Origin of the sequence: Acinetobacter sp. YH16053 (assembly GCF_013417035.1) — a bacterium.
GTDB classification, from domain to species: Bacteria; Pseudomonadota; Gammaproteobacteria; order Pseudomonadales; family Moraxellaceae; genus Acinetobacter; species Acinetobacter towneri.
Genome location: NZ_VPEP01000006.1, coordinates 126,903 through 143,279 on the forward strand (window position 1 = coordinate 126,903; position 16,377 = coordinate 143,279).

Annotated in this window: 14 protein-coding genes and 1 pseudogene; 6 read left to right on the top strand and 9 right to left on the bottom strand. The window is 41.3% G+C overall.

The features are described from left to right. Nucleotides 1–173: 173 nt before the first annotated feature. The 4 genes from FTV43_RS07595 to FTV43_RS07610 all read right to left on the bottom strand — a co-directional run bounded on the left by FTV43_RS07595 (nt 174) and on the right by FTV43_RS07610 (nt 6,782). Nucleotides 174–1,280 carry an alpha-hydroxy acid oxidase gene (locus FTV43_RS07595; RefSeq protein WP_179995227.1) on the bottom strand — a complete coding sequence of 369 codons (1,107 nt, stop codon included), beginning with the start codon at nt 1,278–1,280 and terminating at the stop codon, nt 174–176. Continuing rightward, on the bottom strand, nt 1,277–1,960 hold the full coding sequence (locus FTV43_RS07600; protein WP_104852558.1) for a Fe2+-dependent dioxygenase: 684 nt from the start codon (nt 1,958–1,960) through the stop codon (nt 1,277–1,279). The genes FTV43_RS07595 and FTV43_RS07600 overlap by 4 nt, the downstream gene beginning before the upstream one ends. Nucleotides 1,961–2,119: 159 nt before the next feature. Further along, complete coding sequence (locus FTV43_RS07605; RefSeq protein ID WP_179995228.1) at nt 2,120–4,354, bottom strand: catecholate siderophore receptor Fiu; 2,235 nt, start codon at nt 4,352–4,354, stop codon at nt 2,120–2,122. 295 nt (nt 4,355–4,649) lie between these two features. Further along, entirely contained in the window at nt 4,650–6,782 is a 2,133-nt protein-coding gene (locus FTV43_RS07610) for a TonB-dependent receptor (protein WP_179995229.1), read from the bottom strand. Between the two features lie 265 nt (nt 6,783–7,047). On the opposite strand from FTV43_RS07610, the gene tig reads away from it, so the two are divergent. From tig to FTV43_RS07630, 4 genes are all read left to right on the top strand, one after another. After that, nucleotides 7,048–8,379: a trigger factor gene (gene tig / locus FTV43_RS07615; protein WP_179995230.1), complete on the top strand. Its 1,332-nt coding sequence runs from the start codon at nt 7,048–7,050 to the stop codon at nt 8,377–8,379. A 190-nt stretch (nt 8,380–8,569) separates the two neighbouring features. After that, on the top strand, nt 8,570–9,175 hold the full coding sequence (gene clpP, locus FTV43_RS07620; RefSeq protein ID WP_004974855.1) for an ATP-dependent Clp endopeptidase proteolytic subunit ClpP: 606 nt from the start codon (nt 8,570–8,572) through the stop codon (nt 9,173–9,175). Between the two features lie 29 nt (nt 9,176–9,204). Further along, nucleotides 9,205–10,515: an ATP-dependent protease ATP-binding subunit ClpX gene (gene clpX / locus FTV43_RS07625; RefSeq protein ID WP_179995231.1), complete on the top strand. Its 1,311-nt coding sequence runs from the start codon at nt 9,205–9,207 to the stop codon at nt 10,513–10,515. A gap of 192 nt (nt 10,516–10,707) precedes the next feature. Further along, the gene (locus FTV43_RS07630) at nt 10,708–11,424 is read left to right on the top strand and encodes a DUF2846 domain-containing protein (RefSeq protein WP_096901390.1); all 717 of its coding nucleotides are present in this window, start codon (nt 10,708–10,710) and stop codon (nt 11,422–11,424) included. 108 nt (nt 11,425–11,532) lie between these two features. Here FTV43_RS07630 and FTV43_RS07635 read toward each other — a convergent pair whose 3' ends face one another. Continuing rightward, nucleotides 11,533–13,059, bottom strand: a complete 1,527-nt coding sequence (locus tag FTV43_RS07635) for a fumarate hydratase (protein ID WP_004974861.1) — start codon at nt 13,057–13,059, stop codon at nt 11,533–11,535. Nucleotides 13,060–13,295: 236 nt separating this feature from the next. Between FTV43_RS07635 and FTV43_RS07640 the strand changes: the two genes are divergently transcribed. After that, the gene (locus tag FTV43_RS07640; RefSeq protein WP_179995232.1) at nt 13,296–13,907 is read left to right on the top strand and encodes a class I SAM-dependent methyltransferase; all 612 of its coding nucleotides are present in this window, start codon (nt 13,296–13,298) and stop codon (nt 13,905–13,907) included. Nucleotides 13,908–14,146: 239 nt separating this feature from the next. Here the strand turns inward: FTV43_RS07640 and FTV43_RS07645 are convergent, their stop codons facing one another. Next, a complete protein-coding gene (locus FTV43_RS07645; RefSeq protein WP_158660395.1) occupies nt 14,147–14,617 on the bottom strand; it encodes a transposase in 471 nt (156 codons plus the stop codon). Then, nucleotides 14,565–14,960, bottom strand: a complete 396-nt coding sequence (locus FTV43_RS07650) for a transposase family protein (RefSeq protein WP_171287389.1) — start codon at nt 14,958–14,960, stop codon at nt 14,565–14,567. The genes FTV43_RS07645 and FTV43_RS07650 overlap by 53 nt, the downstream gene beginning before the upstream one ends. An 86-nt stretch (nt 14,961–15,046) precedes the next feature. Here FTV43_RS07650 and FTV43_RS07655 point away from each other — a divergent pair. Next, nucleotides 15,047–15,142 (top strand): annotated as a pseudogene (locus FTV43_RS07655) (tellurite resistance methyltransferase TehB); the annotation flags it as partial. Between the two features lie 136 nt (nt 15,143–15,278). On the opposite strand, the gene FTV43_RS07660 reads toward FTV43_RS07655, so the two are convergent. Together FTV43_RS07660 and FTV43_RS07665 are read right to left on the bottom strand one after the other, a co-directional pair. After that, a complete protein-coding gene (locus FTV43_RS07660) occupies nt 15,279–16,028 on the bottom strand; it encodes a hypothetical protein (RefSeq protein ID WP_104852550.1) in 750 nt (249 codons plus the stop codon). Between the two features lie 122 nt (nt 16,029–16,150). Next, nucleotides 16,151–16,377 (bottom strand): transposase domain-containing protein (locus tag FTV43_RS07665; RefSeq protein WP_179995233.1); only part of this gene is annotated, 227 nt, incomplete at its 5' end.

The following is a 16,377-nucleotide window of genomic DNA, read 5'->3' on the forward strand; positions in this document are numbered from 1 at the left end:
ATAAATATAGATTGTGTCTATTCTATCAATTTACAAGCTGTTTTCAGGAGGCTATCGCTAAAAGTAGAATCATGGCACTTGTAAACCAATATCTGTATGTTAATCGATCTGCAAGGGTAATAATTCCCTGTTTTTTACAGATACGGCATGTGTTGTGAAATATTTTTCTGATATTAGCTATTTTGGTGATAAATATAGCTGCTGTTGATTTGTTTGATGCAGCTTGTTCCCATAAGTGCCATTGTGACTTCAAATTCTTCCTTTAACAGTTTAATGCTATGCGCTGCCCCTAGCGCGCCTGCAACTGCCAAGCCATAAATATATGGACGACCGACCAAAACCGCACTTGCTCCCAAGGCCAGTGCTTTAAAAATATCTGTGCCACGACGAATCCCACTGTCTAATAAAATTGGGAAATCGTGCGATAAAATTTTTCGCATCGTGCCTAAAATTTGAATTGGGCTGACCGCGGTATCTAAAATTCGGCCACCATGATTAGACACAATAATACCGTGTGCTCCGTACTGATATGCCTGCTGCGCATCGGCAGGATGTAAAATACCTTTGAGTAAAATAGGCAGTGGACTGTGTTGTAGCAACCAAGCAATATCTTCCCATGTGGCAGCCTGCTGCATCAATCCATCAAAAAGAGGGTGCTGATTTTCCTTAAGCGGAGTGGTATTTACAGATGATTGATATACCGCCCGAATATGTGCAGGCAATTGAAAAGCAGCGCGACGTTCCCGATCTCGAATGCCCATGTGCGGTGCATCAACCGTGAGTACAATGGCTTGATAGGCATAGTGTTGCGCTTGAAAAATCAAATCCAAAGCAGCTTTACGACTGCCTTGCCAATACAGTTGAAACCATTTTGCCGTGCCCGAAACCTGATTCAGTGTGCTCATTGAAGTGGTACTTAAATGACTGAGAATCATGGGGGCTTGTAGGGCGGCTGCCGCTTGCGCTGTAGCAATTTCCCCCTGTGGATGAAACAGTTGTTGGTAAGCCACGGGTGCTAAAAAAATTGGGTGTGGATACTGTTCGCCCAAGAGCTGAATTTGCGTATTTGCCCCTGCAAAAGTATTTAAATGACGGGGCAATAATTGAATATCGGCAAACGCACGTAAATTGTTGTTCATACTATATTCATCGCCTGCAGCGCCTTCTAAATTGGCCCAAGTGGCTGCATCTAAATGTAATTGCGCCTGTTTTTGATAGTCGGCAATGGTGTGTAAATGTGGCGGGATGTGATTCAAAGCTGCCAATGGCGTGGTATTCATAACTGACTCCATTGACGAATCAGATTGTGATAATGTGCGGTTAGTGCCAATACTTCTGCTGTATCTCCAAGTTGTTGACGCAATTGCAAAATAGTCATATCTAAATTGAACAGCATACTGCGTTGCCAGTCATCTTTGACCATACTTTGACACCATGTAAACGCTGCAATTCGTTGACCTGCTGTAACAGGTTCGACCCGATGTAAACTGGTAGCAGGGTACACGATGGCATCACCTGCACTGAGTTTGACTTCATGACTACCGTAATTGTCTTCAATAATCAGTTCACCGCCCTGATATTCTTCAGGCTCACTTAAAAACAGGGTCATGGACACATCTGTGCGAATCGGACGTTGTACCTGTGCGCAATATTGCACGGCATTATCAACATGATTGCCATAGGCTGCTGTGTTTTGATAACAATTGAACATGGGTTGCAGAATGTGCATCGGCAAGGCAAAGGACTGCAATAAAGCCTGTTGTTTTAGTGCACTGAGGATGTCTTGTGACAAAGTTACATAGCTCGGATGCTGCAGGTCAAATTGTAAATTCTGTTTAATTTTCTGTGCTTGTGCGCCTGCACTGAATTGGCCATTTTGCCAAGCCGATGCACTGTCTAACTCAGCCCGAATTTGCTGGACTTGCACTTTACTGAGTACGTTAGGAATGTGAAGCATCATATTGATTCTTCCTGTGAAAGTTATAATTCAAAAAATTGAATACTCGACATTATGGTTCAGCAGTAAAAGTTCGAGCGATCTGTGCTATGAAAGCGACTCATCGCCCGAACCAATCTATATAGTCTCTTTTGAGCTACGCTATAGATTTATTGCAATTACTTAGAACTTGTAATTCAAGCTAAGCGTTGCCGAGCGTGGCTGTCCAAGAACCACACGACCACCACCATTGTTAAGGGTGCTGATATATTCTTTATCGGCAAGGTTGTAGAGGTTCAGATTTAGTGAAGCGTGTTTGTTAAAGTTGTAGCCTACCAAAGCATCAATGACGACATAGCCGGGGATATTCGGCATGTTGGCAGGTGCGGTGCTGTCAGTGACTACACGTTTTTGTTCATCAACATAACGAGCGCCTAAGCCAAATTTAAAGCCTGCCCAGTCGTAGGTTGACCATAAGCTTGCAGTCCATTCAGGTGACCAGCGTTCAGATAATGTTGTGCTACTCGATGAACGTTGATTCAGTTGTTTAACTTTCATGTGGGCAACGCCTGCAGAAATATTCCAGGCATCGGTAATTTGCCCCACAGCACTTAGCTCAACACCATCGACACGTTTTTTACCTTCCTGCACGGCTAGCTGGGAAATCGGATCAATGGTCGATTGATTTTCATTTTCTGTACGATACGCAGCAGCAGCCATAGCAAGTTTGCCTTGCAATAACTCCCATTTGCTGCCTACTTCATAATGATGGGTTTCTTGAGGCTGCGCATTAATGGCATCATTGCCTGATTCAGACAGCGTGAAGTTGGCACTGCCTGGCGGAGTCAATGATTTGGCATAAGAGGCATACACACTGCTATTTAAAGTAGGTTTATACACACCGCCAAGTTTCCAGCTTAACAATGTGTCGTGCGTACTGAGGTCTTTGGCGACCAAGGCATTACCACCTCGCGGCAAAGTTAAGCCCTGATAATCGGTTTCATAATAATCGACCCGAACACCGCCGTTCAGCTGGAAACGCTCTCCAAATTTTAAAGTATCGAATAAATAAGCTGCGGCAGTTTGGGTTTCACCATTGGTATAACCGCCATTATAAATAAGCGCTGGCATGGCTTGATGACGGTCAGGTCGATAAAGATTAGCCCAAGGCGTATTGACGGTCGCTTCACCTGGCAATTGTGTGGCCAACAGTTTGCTGGATTGCTGTTCTTTTAAAAACTCCATACCTGCAACAACATCATGTTCAACAGCGCCAGTTTGTAGATCGAAATTTAAAGTGGTTTGGTTAGCCAGAATCTTATTTTCCTGATCAACCCCTTGGCGGGAGCGATTCACTTCCCATTGTGCTGGGTCAGATGAACCATTGGTTCTTAAACCACTAGCACCCGTATTGATCCCTGTCAGCACCCGATTCATCTGTGTTTTGCCTACACGGGTGATGTTGGTCAGTTTGAGTCGATCCGTTAAATCACTTTCGATTTTTGCCGTAAACATATCGGCATCGACATCTTCATAGTCATTGACATGACCATAAAAATTTTCCCGATTGACTTGAGGTGCAGTCGCTAACAGCGAGTCTGAGTTATAAAAGCCCTGCATGCCAATTGTTGGAATACCACCATCTGGAATATTGCGCTGTCTGATGTGTTGAGAATATAAATATAAACGTGTGGCCGTGTTTAATCCAAAAGCAAGAGAAGGGGCGATGGCATAACTGTTATTTTCGATATAGTCACGTCCTTCCACACCGCCTTCTTGCCCCATCACGTTCAGGCGAAACGCCGTATTGGGGTTGATGACTTGGTTAATGTCTGCAGAGAGTCGGGCATGTTCTGCGGTGTTATAGCTGGCAGAAATTTCCTGACGGTTTTCACTTTGCGGTAATTTACTCACCAAATTGATATAACCCGATGCTGCACCACGACCCGCTTCTGAACCCGATGGGCCTTTAACCACTTCAATTTGATCAATGTTAAATACATCACGGCTGATTGCGCCTAAATCTCGGACACCATCAACATAGGTCGAGGTTTGGGTGGAAAAACCACGCATTTGAAAGGCATCGCCAGCACTAGTATTGCCATTTTCTCCCAATTGTAGAGTAATGCCTGGCGTATTGCGTAAGGCTTCAACTAAGGACGTTGCGCCTTGTTCTTGTAGAATTTCTTTTTTAATCACAGAAATTGTTTGTGGGGTATCTAACAACGGCTGAGTGTATTTTGCGGAACTTAAGTTATCTGCCTTGTATTTGCTTTCAGCTTCAGATTTAACGGTAATAGTGGGAAGCTGGGTGACGTCATCTTCAGGGTTTGCTGCATGAGCAAGTAGTGGAAGAGAGGCGGCTAAAGCCATCAGTTGCGCAGAGCGGTTGTGTTTGCGACTTTTGATCTGTGCCATTTATGCGATTTCCCTAAGTATGTACCAACACGAGGTCAAGCTTTATTCGTTGGTTCAAGCTCAAAATGTGAATAAAGTGTGAAGTTATTGTTATGACGTCTATAACAAGTGTTGCTAATTGTATTGAGAATCATTATCAATCTCAATGTGTGAGCGGTAGGTTTGTGTGGTTTTTATTTGAAAATAATAATCATTATCAATATTTTTATTTAAAAAAACGATACAACAGTAAAAAAAGGAGTGAGAAAAGGTAGAAAACCCTGCCGAAGCAGGGTTTGAGATGAAGTTTTAAGACTTAGAAGTCATAAGAAACAGAGAGCCAGTAGTTACGGCCTGGAAGGTAAGTACCAGAAGTGCTACGTCCCGTAGATAAATATTTATAGCCTGTAACACCATTATTTGTTTGGTGCTCTGTGAAATCTTTATCTAAAAGGTTGTTTACGGCCATATTCAGACGCAACTGATCATTCACTGTATAGCTTGTACCTAGATTGAAGAGGTTATATCCAGCGAATTTATTGCCATACATTTTGTAGACTTCTAGATTATCTCCAGAGGTTGGAATACTTGAAAAACGTGTACGACTTGACTTGTATTCATGCTGTAACCATACATCAAGTGCTGGATTAATATGCCACGTTGAGGTCAAGTTAAAAGCATTACGAGGATTGTTGTTATAGTACAGTCCTTCATCTTCACCATCTGTAATTTCACTTTTTGTATAAGTATAAGCTGCTTTAATGTCCCACTCAGGAATAATATTGTATTGAAGGGTTGTTTCAGCACCGTAGACTTTAGCTTCTTGAGCATTAATGTCTTGTGAACAGTTCGTTACAGGACATATAGGTTGTCCAGATAAATCGTTGCTTACGATTGCATCTTCAATCTGGTTATAAAAGCCCGTTGCAGTAAAGTTAATTTGATCATTTGGTTGAAGATTAAAGCCAAGTTCATAGTTTGTAGATGTTTCTGGCTTTAGGTCTGGATTACCAAAAATATAAGTTGAGCCTTGACCACTCATATCAATCAAGCCGTTTTCGAGATCTTTAGCGGTAGGAGCTTTATAACCTGTAGTGATACCACCTTTGATGGTTAAAATATCATTGGTATTCCACACTAGGTATGCACGTGGGCTGAAATGACCACCAAAACCTGAGTGATCCTCGTAACGACCACCAAATGTTAGTCCTAGCTGATCGGTGAGTCGCCATTCATCTTCAGCATAAATAGCCCACGAGTTTTTATCGAATTTACTTTTATTTGTAATGTGCTGGGCAATATTATCTTCAATTTCTGAGTTTTTAAATTCTAAACCGGCAGTAACTTTATGGCCACCAAGCTGTGAAATAATATGGCTATCTGCTACAAGGTCAGTACTTTTTAAAGTACGGTCAGAGCCGATTAATGGGTCGGTACTACCTTTTGGGAAAGCCGCAGTTGGTAGTGTTCTTCCTTCTGTTTCAGTTTCTGAGTGGCTAATATAAGTTTTCCATAGACCAAAACTATAGTCACCTTCATGACCTATAGCCACTTGGTTACGTGAGAATTCCAGCTCATTTTTATAACCACTGGCTTTTTGTGCATTATCTTGTGTGCCTAAACGGTTATCGGTATTGTCATAAGTTTGAGAAGATTGAAAGCCATCTAACCAAAGAGAGTTTTGACTATCTGCTTGGAAAGTCAGTTTTGCACCAATATCGTAGTTTTCAGCAGTTGTTGGTCGCGGATCCCGAGAAGTGCCTTCACCAATACGTTCAGATTTATTACGATCGTAATAGCTACCACGGAGTTGTAGGCCTAATTTTTCATTTAATAGTGGGCCGTTCAATAAGAAGCTTGTTTTCCAAGAGTCAGCTTCGTCATTATTTTCCATCACGTTACCACTTACTGTAACGTTACCATTCCATTCATCACTGACTTTTTTAGTGATAATGTTAATGACACCACCCATAGCATCTGAACCGTAAAGAGTCGACATTGGACCACGGATGACTTCAATACGCTCAATTGCTGAAAGTGGCGGCATGAAACTTGTTGCTGCTTCAGCAAAGCCGTTTGGCATAATATTATCACTAGCTGTCGTTTGACGACGCCCATCAATTAGGATTAGTGTGTCAGAAGCTTTCATACCGCGCATACTGACATTTAAACCACCTGTTTTACCAACACCATTACGTACGTCGATACCAGGAACATCTGCTAATAAATCAGCAATGCTGGTGGCATTTTTCTTTTCAATATCTTCTTTGGTCACCACACTAATAGATGCGGGTGCATTTTTTAGCTCTTGTTCAAAACCTGCCGCTGAAACCACAATTGTGGAAAGTTGGTGGGTTGAAGTCGCATCGGTAGAGGTATTTGCGAAAACAGCAGTAGAGGTAGCCCCAAGTAATGCAAGACACAGCGGGTGTAGGTTGAACTTAGCCATAAAATTATATCTCTAATATGAATCAATGATCCTAATTTAGACCTATATGGTAATTAGAATCATTCATGAAGGAGTTGGCTAATAATAATGATAAGGATTCTTATTTACAACAAGAAATATACACAAAGTTGAAAATTTACAGAAAATAGCGTGCCGATTAAAAAAATTCATTCGAGATCAGATCGTATTTTGTATATCCTTAAATGTTGTCATATAATGTGGCACTTTTTTATAAACTGTTATTACTAACTATATCGAGGAAGCCATGCAAGTAACTTCTGAAGCGGTTTCGGGCGTTGCCCGTCGTTTAAATGTATCTGTACCGACGAGCCGTATTAACGAGCAGTTTGAAGCTCGCTTGAAACGCACTGCCAAAACTGTGAAGATCAACGGCTTCCGTCCAGGTAAAGTGCCTGTAAACGTTGTTCGTCGTGAATACGGTGCGGGTATTTATCAAGAAGTGGTGAACGACATTATTCGTGACACCGTTTTTGAAGCAATCCAACAAGAAAAAATCAACGCTGTTGGTATGCCAAATATCGAAAAAACTGAAATGAAAGACGACGCTTTAGTTTACGAAGCGACAGTTGAAGTTTATCCAGAAGTTGAAGTGAAATTTGAAGGTTTAGAAGTTGAACGTAAGTCTTCAGAAGTGAACGACAAAGACGTTGAGCAAATGCTTGAAAATCTTCAAAAGCAACGTGCTTCTTGGGCAGAAACCAAAGGCATGGCGAAAAAAGACATGCAAGTGACTTTTGACTTTGAAGGCACTGTAGATGGTGAGAAGTTTGAAGGCGGTGAAGCTGAAGACTTTAAACTGGTACTTGGTTCTGGTCGCATGATTCCTGGTTTTGAAGATGGTATCGTGGGCATGAAAAAAGGCGAAGAGAAAGTGATTGATGTAACTTTCCCTGAAGACTACCAAGCAGCGAACCTTGCAGGTAAAGCAGCACAATTCAAAATCACATTGAAGCTGGTTGAAAAGCAAAAACTTCCAGAAATTGATGCTGAATTCCTACAAATCTTCGGTATTTCTGAAGAAGAAGGCGTAGAAAAGTTAAAAGCTGACGTTCGTAAAAACATGGAACGTGAAGTGAAAAACGGTTTACGTAACCAAGTAAAAGGTGCAACTTTTGATGCACTCGTTGCGGCAAACGAAGTTGAAATTCCGTCTGCAATGGTTGCTCAAGAAATTGACCGTCAACGTCAACAAATGATTCAGCAATTCACACAGCAGTTTGGTGCGCAAGGTGCAAAAGCATTTGACTCAAGCATGCTTCCAGATGAATTGTTCAAAGAACAAGCTGAAAAATCTGTAAAACTTGGCGTATTGGTTAGCAAAGTATTAGAAAATGCTAAACTTGAAGTTGACCAAGCACGTGTAGATGCTTACATCGAAGATATGGCTTCTTCTTATGAAGATCCAAACGAAGTGATTGAATACTTCAAAAATGACAAACAACAGCGTTCACAAATCGAAGCAGTTGTTTTAGAAGATCAGGTTGTAGATCACATCTTGGCTTCTGCAAAAGTGACTGATACATCTGTAAGCTATGAAGACTTATTGAAAGAGCAACAAGCTCGTCAACAAGGCTAATAGGCTTTAGGTAAAAAAGGCGCTTTGTGCGCCTTTTTTATTGCATCGCAGTTTTTGGGTTTTTCACAGATCGACAACATTTAACTCAAAATATCTACGATTTAAGCTGTGAATATTTTGCAATTTAGACAATTATCCCTCATATTGTGAACATGAGTCGTGTCACAAGAATTTAGGAATAAATAACCATATGTATGTTCCAACAATTGAAAATGCTTTAGTGCCCATGGTGGTTGAACAATCCTCTCGTGGTGAGCGTTCTTTTGATATTTATTCACGTCTTTTACGTGAACGTGTCATTTTTTTGACGGGTGAAGTCGAAGATAATATGGCCAACTTAATTGTGGCGCAGATGTTGTTTTTAGAAGCAGAAAACCCGGATAAAGATATTCACCTATACATTAACTCACCAGGCGGTTCTGTGACTGCAGGTATGGCAATTTACGATACCATGCAATTTATTAAGCCTGACGTTGTGACTTACTGTATGGGACAAGCGGCATCTATGGGTGCTTTTCTGCTCAACGCAGGTGCAAAAGGTAAGCGTTATTGTCTTGAAAATGCACGTGTCATGATTCACCAGCCACTTGGTGGTTTCCGTGGTCAGGCATCTGATATTGAAATTCATGCACGTGAAATTCTATTCATTAAAGAGCGTTTAAACCGTTTAATGGCAGAACATAGTGGTCAGGACTATGAAACTGTCGCAAGAGATACCGACCGTGACAACTTCATGACTGCGCAGGCAGCGAAGGAATACGGTCTTGTGGATGAAGTTTTAACAAAACGTCCATAAGTTTTAAAGATTGAGATATTGGAGTGACTATGTCCGAACATCCTCAGGGACAAAAACATTGTTCATTTTGCGGTAAAACGCAGTCTGAAGTCGGGAAGCTGATTGCAGGCGAGGACGCATACATCTGTAATGAATGTGTGGACGTATGCTTAGACTTGGTTCAGACCAGTCAACAAGTTGAGTCGGGTGATTGGGCAACACGTCCATTGCCAAAACCACATGAAATTCGTGCTGCGCTTGATCAGTATGTAATTGGTCAAGATACTGCGAAAAAAACCTTATCGGTTGCAGTATATAACCATTACAAACGCCTAAAAGTGAGCAATCAGGCGCATAAAGCAGGCGATGCTGTCGAAATCTCAAAAAGTAACATCATGTTGGTAGGTCCAACGGGTTCGGGTAAAACCTTACTTGCACAGACCTTAGCACGTCTATTAGATGTGCCTTTTGCAATGGCAGATGCCACGACTTTAACCGAAGCGGGTTATGTGGGTGAAGATGTCGAAAACATCGTGCAAAAGCTGTTGCAAAAAGCCGATTACGATGTAGAAAAAGCACAAAAAGGCATTATCTACATTGATGAAATTGACAAGATCACGCGTAAGTCTGAAAACCCATCAATTACTCGTGATGTGTCTGGTGAAGGTGTTCAGCAAGCCTTGCTCAAAATGATTGAAGGCACGGTGGCTTCTATTCCGCCTCAAGGTGGACGTAAGCATCCGCAGCAAGAATTCATTCAAATTGATACTTCAAATATCTTGTTTATTTGCGGTGGCGCATTCTCTGGTTTAGAGAAAATTGTGCAGCAACGCCAAGAAAAAGGCGGCATTGGTTTTACGGCAGACGTGAAGAAAAAAGATGAAGGCAAGAAATTGTCTGATTTATTTCGTCAGGTAGAAGCAACCGATTTGGTGAAATTTGGCTTAATTCCAGAGTTCATTGGTCGTTTGCCTGTAATTGCAACGCTAGACGAGCTAGATGAAGATGCATTGATGCAAATTCTGACCGAGCCGAAAAATGCCTTAACCCGTCAATATCAATACTTATTCGAGATGGAAAATGTCGATTTAGTCTTTGAAGATGCGGCATTACGTGCAGTGGCGAAAAAAGCCCTTGAACGTAATACAGGTGCGCGTGGTTTGCGTTCAATTCTGGAAAATGCCTTGCTCGAAACCATGTACGACTTGCCAAGCCGTACCGATGTTGGCACAGTGGTAGTGACTGAAGCGGTGATTGAAGAAGGTGCTAAACCTGAATTTCAGACCGAACGTCAGCCTCAAACAGAAGAACCTGCAGCAGAAAAAGTTGACTTAAAAGTATTAGACAGCAAAACTGCTTAATACGCTATTCGTCTGAAACGTGCCGAAACGCTAGGTTTCGGCACGTTTTTTATTGTCAAAAAAATCAAGGCAGTGTTAATCTTAGACCTAGGCGTGGATGCCCATTATTCAAAACAACAATTGCAAAATGAATTTGCAGCGTGATTTCAAAAACGTGATTTACAAAAATAAGAAACGCAGTGAGGGATAGACATGCGTGGTGTCGCAATCTTGGTCGTGACCAGTTTAATGTTGCTGGGATGTCATGGCAAAAAAAACGTGGTGCAACAAACGCAACCACCTAGTACCTTAAAAGTTTTAGATTTAGAACAAAAACCTGGTTTTGTAGAACAACACCGTTTGGGCATGATGACCATTGGTGGTTGGGTCAATCAAAAACTAGGGCAAAATTTTAAACCTGTTCAGGCACAACATGCCGATGCTGCCATCGTGTATTTATATCGTCCAGATTCCAAATGGAACAGACAGGAAATTGTCGCGACCAGTATGTTTATCAACAAACATCGGATTCCAAGTTTACTACACAATCATTATTACTGGGTTGAACTGGCACCAGGTGCGTATCGTCTGAGTGTGAGCCGTCCTTTGGGGGCATTACATTTCCAAAAACCGAAGTATTTGGATTTTCAGGTGCAGGCAGGGCAGTCGTATTTTATTAAGTATGATGAAGAAAACCTAAGTACTCGCAAAGAAGTTTCTGGGCCTTTAATGCTCATGCCTGCAAGTACGGCACAACAGGAAATTGCATTTACTCAACTAAAAACAGAAAGCTATAACTTTGTCGCGGAAGATCAAACCACAGGCAAGTTGCGTAAAAAGCCACAAAAAATCAAGCATGAAAAATATGACCCTGCAGAAGATGTACATTTAACCCAACCCTTTAAATTGTGGGATCCGAGAACGTGGTAAAGGCTTGTATCTTTATCTCGCGCATCGCTTTTATTTATTTCTAACACGCATAAAAAAGCACCCTAAATTTGGGTGCTTTTTGGTTTGGCTTATTGCTAAATTGGAATATTATTCTGCTGCAGCATCTACAACGGGAATCTTGCCAATTTTAGCTTGCCAGATTTTTGGTGCAATCGCGTGGATAGATGTACCATTGACATCTACCGCAACAGATACAGGCATATCTTCAACTTTGAATTTGTAGATTGCTTCCATACCTAAGTCTTCAAAAGCAACCACTTCTGCTTCACGTACTGCTTTAGATACGAGGTAAGCCGCACCACCTACAGCCATGAGGTAAGTCGCTTTGTGATCTTTGATCGCTTCAATTGCTGCAGGACCACGATCTGCCTTACCAATCATACCGAACAAACCTGTGTGTTCTAAGACTTGGCGAGTAAATTTGTCCATACGAGTTGCAGTTGTCGGACCTGCAGGGCCAACGACTTCATCACCAACAGGATCAACAGGGCCAACGTAGTAAATGAATTTGCCTTTTAAGTCGACTGGTAATTCTTCACCATTGTTGATCATGTCGACCATGCGTTTATGCGCAGCGTCACGACCTGTGTAAATTGTACCGTTTAATAACAACGTGTCGCCCGGCTGCCAAGAGTTCATTTCTTCTTGGGTAATGTTGTCTAAATCTACACGTTTAGATTTAGAAGAGTCCCAAGTTACTTCTGGGTAGTCTTCAAGTTTAGGCGCTTGAATATGCGCTACACCTGAACCATCTAACTGGAAGTGTGCGTGACGAGTTGCCGCACAGTTTGGAATCATGCCCACTGGTTTTCCTGCAGCGTGGCAAGGGTAGTCTTTGATTTTAATATCCAAAACTGTAGTTAAGCCGCCCAAACCTTGTGCACCAATACCCAAAGCGTTCACTTTCTCGAAGATCTCGATACGGAGTTCTTCCATTTTGTTTTGTGGGCCACGACGTAATAATTCGTCCATGTTGATTTCTTCCATGAGTGCTTCTTTGGCAAGCATCATGGCTTTTTCAGCAGTACCACCAATACCAATACCCAACATACCTGGCGGACACCAGCCTGCACCCATAGTCGGTACAGTTTTAAGTACCCAATCTACAATTGAGTCGGATGGGTTCAACATTGCTAATTTAGATTTGTTTTCTGAACCGCCACCTTTGGCAGCAACTGTAATATCTACTTTGTTACCCGGAACGAGTTTGTAGTGAATTACTGCAGGGGTGTTGTCTTTGGTGTTTTTACGACCAAATGCAGGATCAGCCAATACCGATGCACGAAGTACGTTTGAGTTTTCTAGGTAACCTTGACGTACACCTTCGTTGATCGCATCGTCCAAGCTCATCGTTAAATCAAATTTAACGTCTAAACCCACTTCAAGGAATACGTTTACGATACCAGTATCTTGACAGATTGGACGATGACCTTCTGCACACATACGTGAGTTAATTAAGATCTGTGCAATCGCATCTTTCGCAGCTTTGTTTTCTTCACGATCATAAGCACGGCTCATCGCTTGGATGAAGTCTTGTGGATGATAGTAGGAAATGAACTGAAGCGCGTCCTTGATCGAAGTGATCAAGTCATCTTGCTTGATAATAGTTGTCATATCAAAAATCTCTTGAGCGGGCGGATAGCTAGCGGGCTAAATTATAAGATAAAATGCAGCGATTGTGGGCACTTTGATCAAGCTTTGGGCGAAAGTTTAATATCAGTCGTTAGCTTGAGAGAATTTGTGAAATATCCATAAAATTATGTCGTCAAAACGGGCCATGATTTTGCTGTTTTGTTGGTGCAAATTCAGCTATGTTCAAAGACTTCTTTGGAATGATGTTTGGGGTAAATATGAATGATCACACGCATTTAGCTGCTCAGATTATCCCCATTTATCAACGGCATGCAAAAGCGTGGACAGACTTGCGCGGTCAGTTGTTATATGAAAAAACTTGGCTGGATCGTTTTCTTGCTTATTTGCCTGCGCAGGCCAAAATATTAGATTTGGGCTGTGGTTCGGGGCGTCCTATTGCTGCATATCTATTACAGCATGGGCATCAACTTACAGGGGTAGATAGCGCAGACAGCATGCTGGAGATGGCACGTGAACATTTTCCTGAACAGTGCTGGATTGAAGCCGATATGCGCTCGGTGAACTTGAATCGGTGCTTTGATGGTATTTTGGCGTGGGATAGCTTTTTTCATTTAACGCCAAACGATCAGCGCTGCATGTTCGAAAAATTTGCGCAATGGTCTACCGCCAATACGGTTCTCATGTTTAGCAGCGGACCTGCGGCAGGTGAGGCGATTGGGGATATGTTTGGCGAGGCACTTTATCATGCCAGTTTGTCGCCAGAAGAATACCGTCAATTGTTAGCACAACATGGTTTTAAGGTATTAGGCATGCAAGCTGAAGATCAGGACTGTGCAGGGCATACGGTGTGGTTGGCGCAGAGGTTGTGATTTAGTCATGCTAAATAATAATGTGGAACAATGATTGAGAATTGAGCGTGGAACGTGAAAAATCATAAAAAAAGCCCATTCGATGGAGAGTGGGCTATAAAATAGGTATTAACATATTGAATTATAACACAATTTCAAAAGCATTGCGTATAAGGTGTATTATGTAAATTGTAGAAGAGCTAATTAATGTTTTTACTCAAACAAATATTTAGAACAGAATAGTAGACCTCTTTCATAAGTCATTTTTCACTCAATTCCATATTATAAATCCCCGCGATTAAATTAAATCTCAGACCAAGTCTTTTACCTCTATTTCGGTAACGGTCAGCCAGAGTTTTAAAGGTCTTAAGGCGACTAAATACGTGCTCAATCCCGATTCTTCTTTTGTTGATCTCTTGGTTATACATTTTAAGTTTAGGATCTAACTTACAGTGTCGTTTAGCTTTTAACGGCAATAGACTATTAGCGTAAACAGCATAAATTCCCTGATAGCCTTTATCTGCAAGGATAAAAGCCCCTTTAGGAATTTGATTTAAATTGCGTTTGAATAGCTCGAAATCATGCACTGCACCGCGACTCGTACACAAGCTTAGGATTTGCTGAGTTCTATAATGAATGATCGCCTGTACCTTGAAAGTGTGACTCTTTCTCTTGCCACTATAGCTTTTCTTCTGTTTTTTTAGGTCTTTGTATTGGAATTTCTGTGGCATCTACGATGACAACATTCCAGTCTATGCCTTCACCTGTAGGTAAATTCTTCGGTAAATTGAACAGGTTTGACTGAATTAAGCAGTCTTCCACATGACGTACAATTCGTGAAGCTGTTGGCTCTGAAACACCATAGCTCGTTGCAACATGAAATAAAGTCCGATACTCCCTCCAATAGCTCAGGCATAGAAGAACCTGATCTTCTAAGCTTAGCTTGGGTGGTCTACCTTTAGCAGGAATTTTCTTCTTTAATTGTTCAACCATTAAATAAAAGGTTGACCATGAGATGCCTGTATATCGCTTAAACTGTGATTCAGAAAGCTTCTTTGAATCGATGTATTTCATCTGTAGATTATGCACCAATATGCAGAAAAATAGAGTGCAAATCTTCAGCGAAGGAGCGGTCTTTTTTTGATTTATGAAAGAATTCTAATGAAAATGTCGGTGAGTTGCATCGGGTGGATGCACAGGGAAATCGGATTAAACAACATTTTGCAACTTTGCTGGCGCAGAGGGTTTCACTGTAATTTATTTCACAATGGAAATTCCCTCTCCTTATTAAGGATGAGCGTAATTACGCGCAAGAGGGAGAGGATGAAATTAAAAAATACCCTTATCCTCAAGCCCCTCTGAAAATTGGTTGATAAATTTTCAATAAAGAGACTATGGTACTTGGTCATTTGGGTTCGTAAATGCCCCACAATTGGTATTGTGAACCCAGAATGATCGTGTCCCGACATAGTAGGTATGATAATCTTCAACTTCAAAATTATAGACATCAGCGAGATATGGAATATATTCACTTTCTCCTTGTTCATTCTCAGAATGATAAGAATTATAAGCAAACTTCCCATTTATCCTTCCTGTTTCTCTAATAGTATTCAAATCAAAAGCTGAACCATAGCCATCGCCTTCAGGGTCTAATGCCCATGCAATATGCGCTTCTTCTGTTTGATATAATTGCGTTGCATGTAACACGACAAAATATTTATTATTTGACTGAACAACATCGCCATTATTTAACTGATCAAGGCGGCTCCATCGTCCTTGAGTTAATACTAAACTATCTAACTCTCCAGCAATTGAAGCAATGCCACATACCCAGAAGGAGTGGTTAGCTGTTGCAATAATTTCGGAAGAAAGAGTTGGGTTGTTAATAAAATCAGCCACTAACTCTAAAGTACGCAGTACCCATACTGGTTTTTTATCTAGTTTAAAAGTATTAACTACAGGCTTATACTCCTGAATATCTGTACCATCTTCAGGTCTTGATAAAACTAAATCTCCGATTTGAATATCTTCAATCTGTTTCCACATTATATGTGGTAAATCAAGATTTCTTTGAACACGGATTAAAGTTCCGGCAATAAAACAACCAGTAAATGTTGTTATTTCTTTCAATTTATCACCCATAAAAATGCCAAAAAAAATACCCTAAGAACAAATGATCTTTTTATGTTAGAGGCTATTGATTATGAAAAAGATGTAGCATTCAAATTGTAACGTAAGCGTCCGCTGAACCCCATGCCTATTTTTTAATTCGGTTCAGGTTTCCAGCGGTGTGGTAGCAATTCTTCAATCTGAGTCACTTTATGTGTCGGCAACCTTTTCAGCACATCACTTAAATAGGCATACGGATCCAGCCCATTCAGCTTTGCTGACTGGATTAATGTCATAATATTGGCTGCTCGCTGACCGCTGCGCAGCGAACCTGCAAATAACCAGTTCTTACGTCCCAACGCCCAGGGGCGCATCTGGTTTT

Coding starts and splice junctions, on each gene's coding strand:
- FTV43_RS07595 (WP_179995227.1), bottom strand. CDS start 1,280: ATGAATACCACGCCATTGGCAGCTTTGAATCACATCCCGCCACATTTA.
- FTV43_RS07600 (WP_104852558.1), bottom strand. CDS start 1,960: ATGATGCTTCACATTCCTAACGTACTCAGTAAAGTGCAAGTCCAGCAA.
- FTV43_RS07605 (WP_179995228.1), bottom strand. CDS start 4,354: ATGGCACAGATCAAAAGTCGCAAACACAACCGCTCTGCGCAACTGATG.
- FTV43_RS07610 (WP_179995229.1), bottom strand. CDS start 6,782: ATGGCTAAGTTCAACCTACACCCGCTGTGTCTTGCATTACTTGGGGCT.
- tig (WP_179995230.1), top strand. CDS start 7,048: ATGCAAGTAACTTCTGAAGCGGTTTCGGGCGTTGCCCGTCGTTTAAAT.
- clpP (WP_004974855.1), top strand. CDS start 8,570: ATGTATGTTCCAACAATTGAAAATGCTTTAGTGCCCATGGTGGTTGAA.
- clpX (WP_179995231.1), top strand. CDS start 9,205: ATGTCCGAACATCCTCAGGGACAAAAACATTGTTCATTTTGCGGTAAA.
- FTV43_RS07630 (WP_096901390.1), top strand. CDS start 10,708: ATGCGTGGTGTCGCAATCTTGGTCGTGACCAGTTTAATGTTGCTGGGA.
- FTV43_RS07635 (WP_004974861.1), bottom strand. CDS start 13,059: ATGACAACTATTATCAAGCAAGATGACTTGATCACTTCGATCAAGGAC.
- FTV43_RS07640 (WP_179995232.1), top strand. CDS start 13,296: ATGAATGATCACACGCATTTAGCTGCTCAGATTATCCCCATTTATCAA.
- FTV43_RS07645 (WP_158660395.1), bottom strand. CDS start 14,617: ATGCCACAGAAATTCCAATACAAAGACCTAAAAAAACAGAAGAAAAGC.
- FTV43_RS07650 (WP_171287389.1), bottom strand. CDS start 14,960: ATGAAATACATCGATTCAAAGAAGCTTTCTGAATCACAGTTTAAGCGA.
- FTV43_RS07660 (WP_104852550.1), bottom strand. CDS start 16,028: ATGGGTGATAAATTGAAAGAAATAACAACATTTACTGGTTGTTTTATT.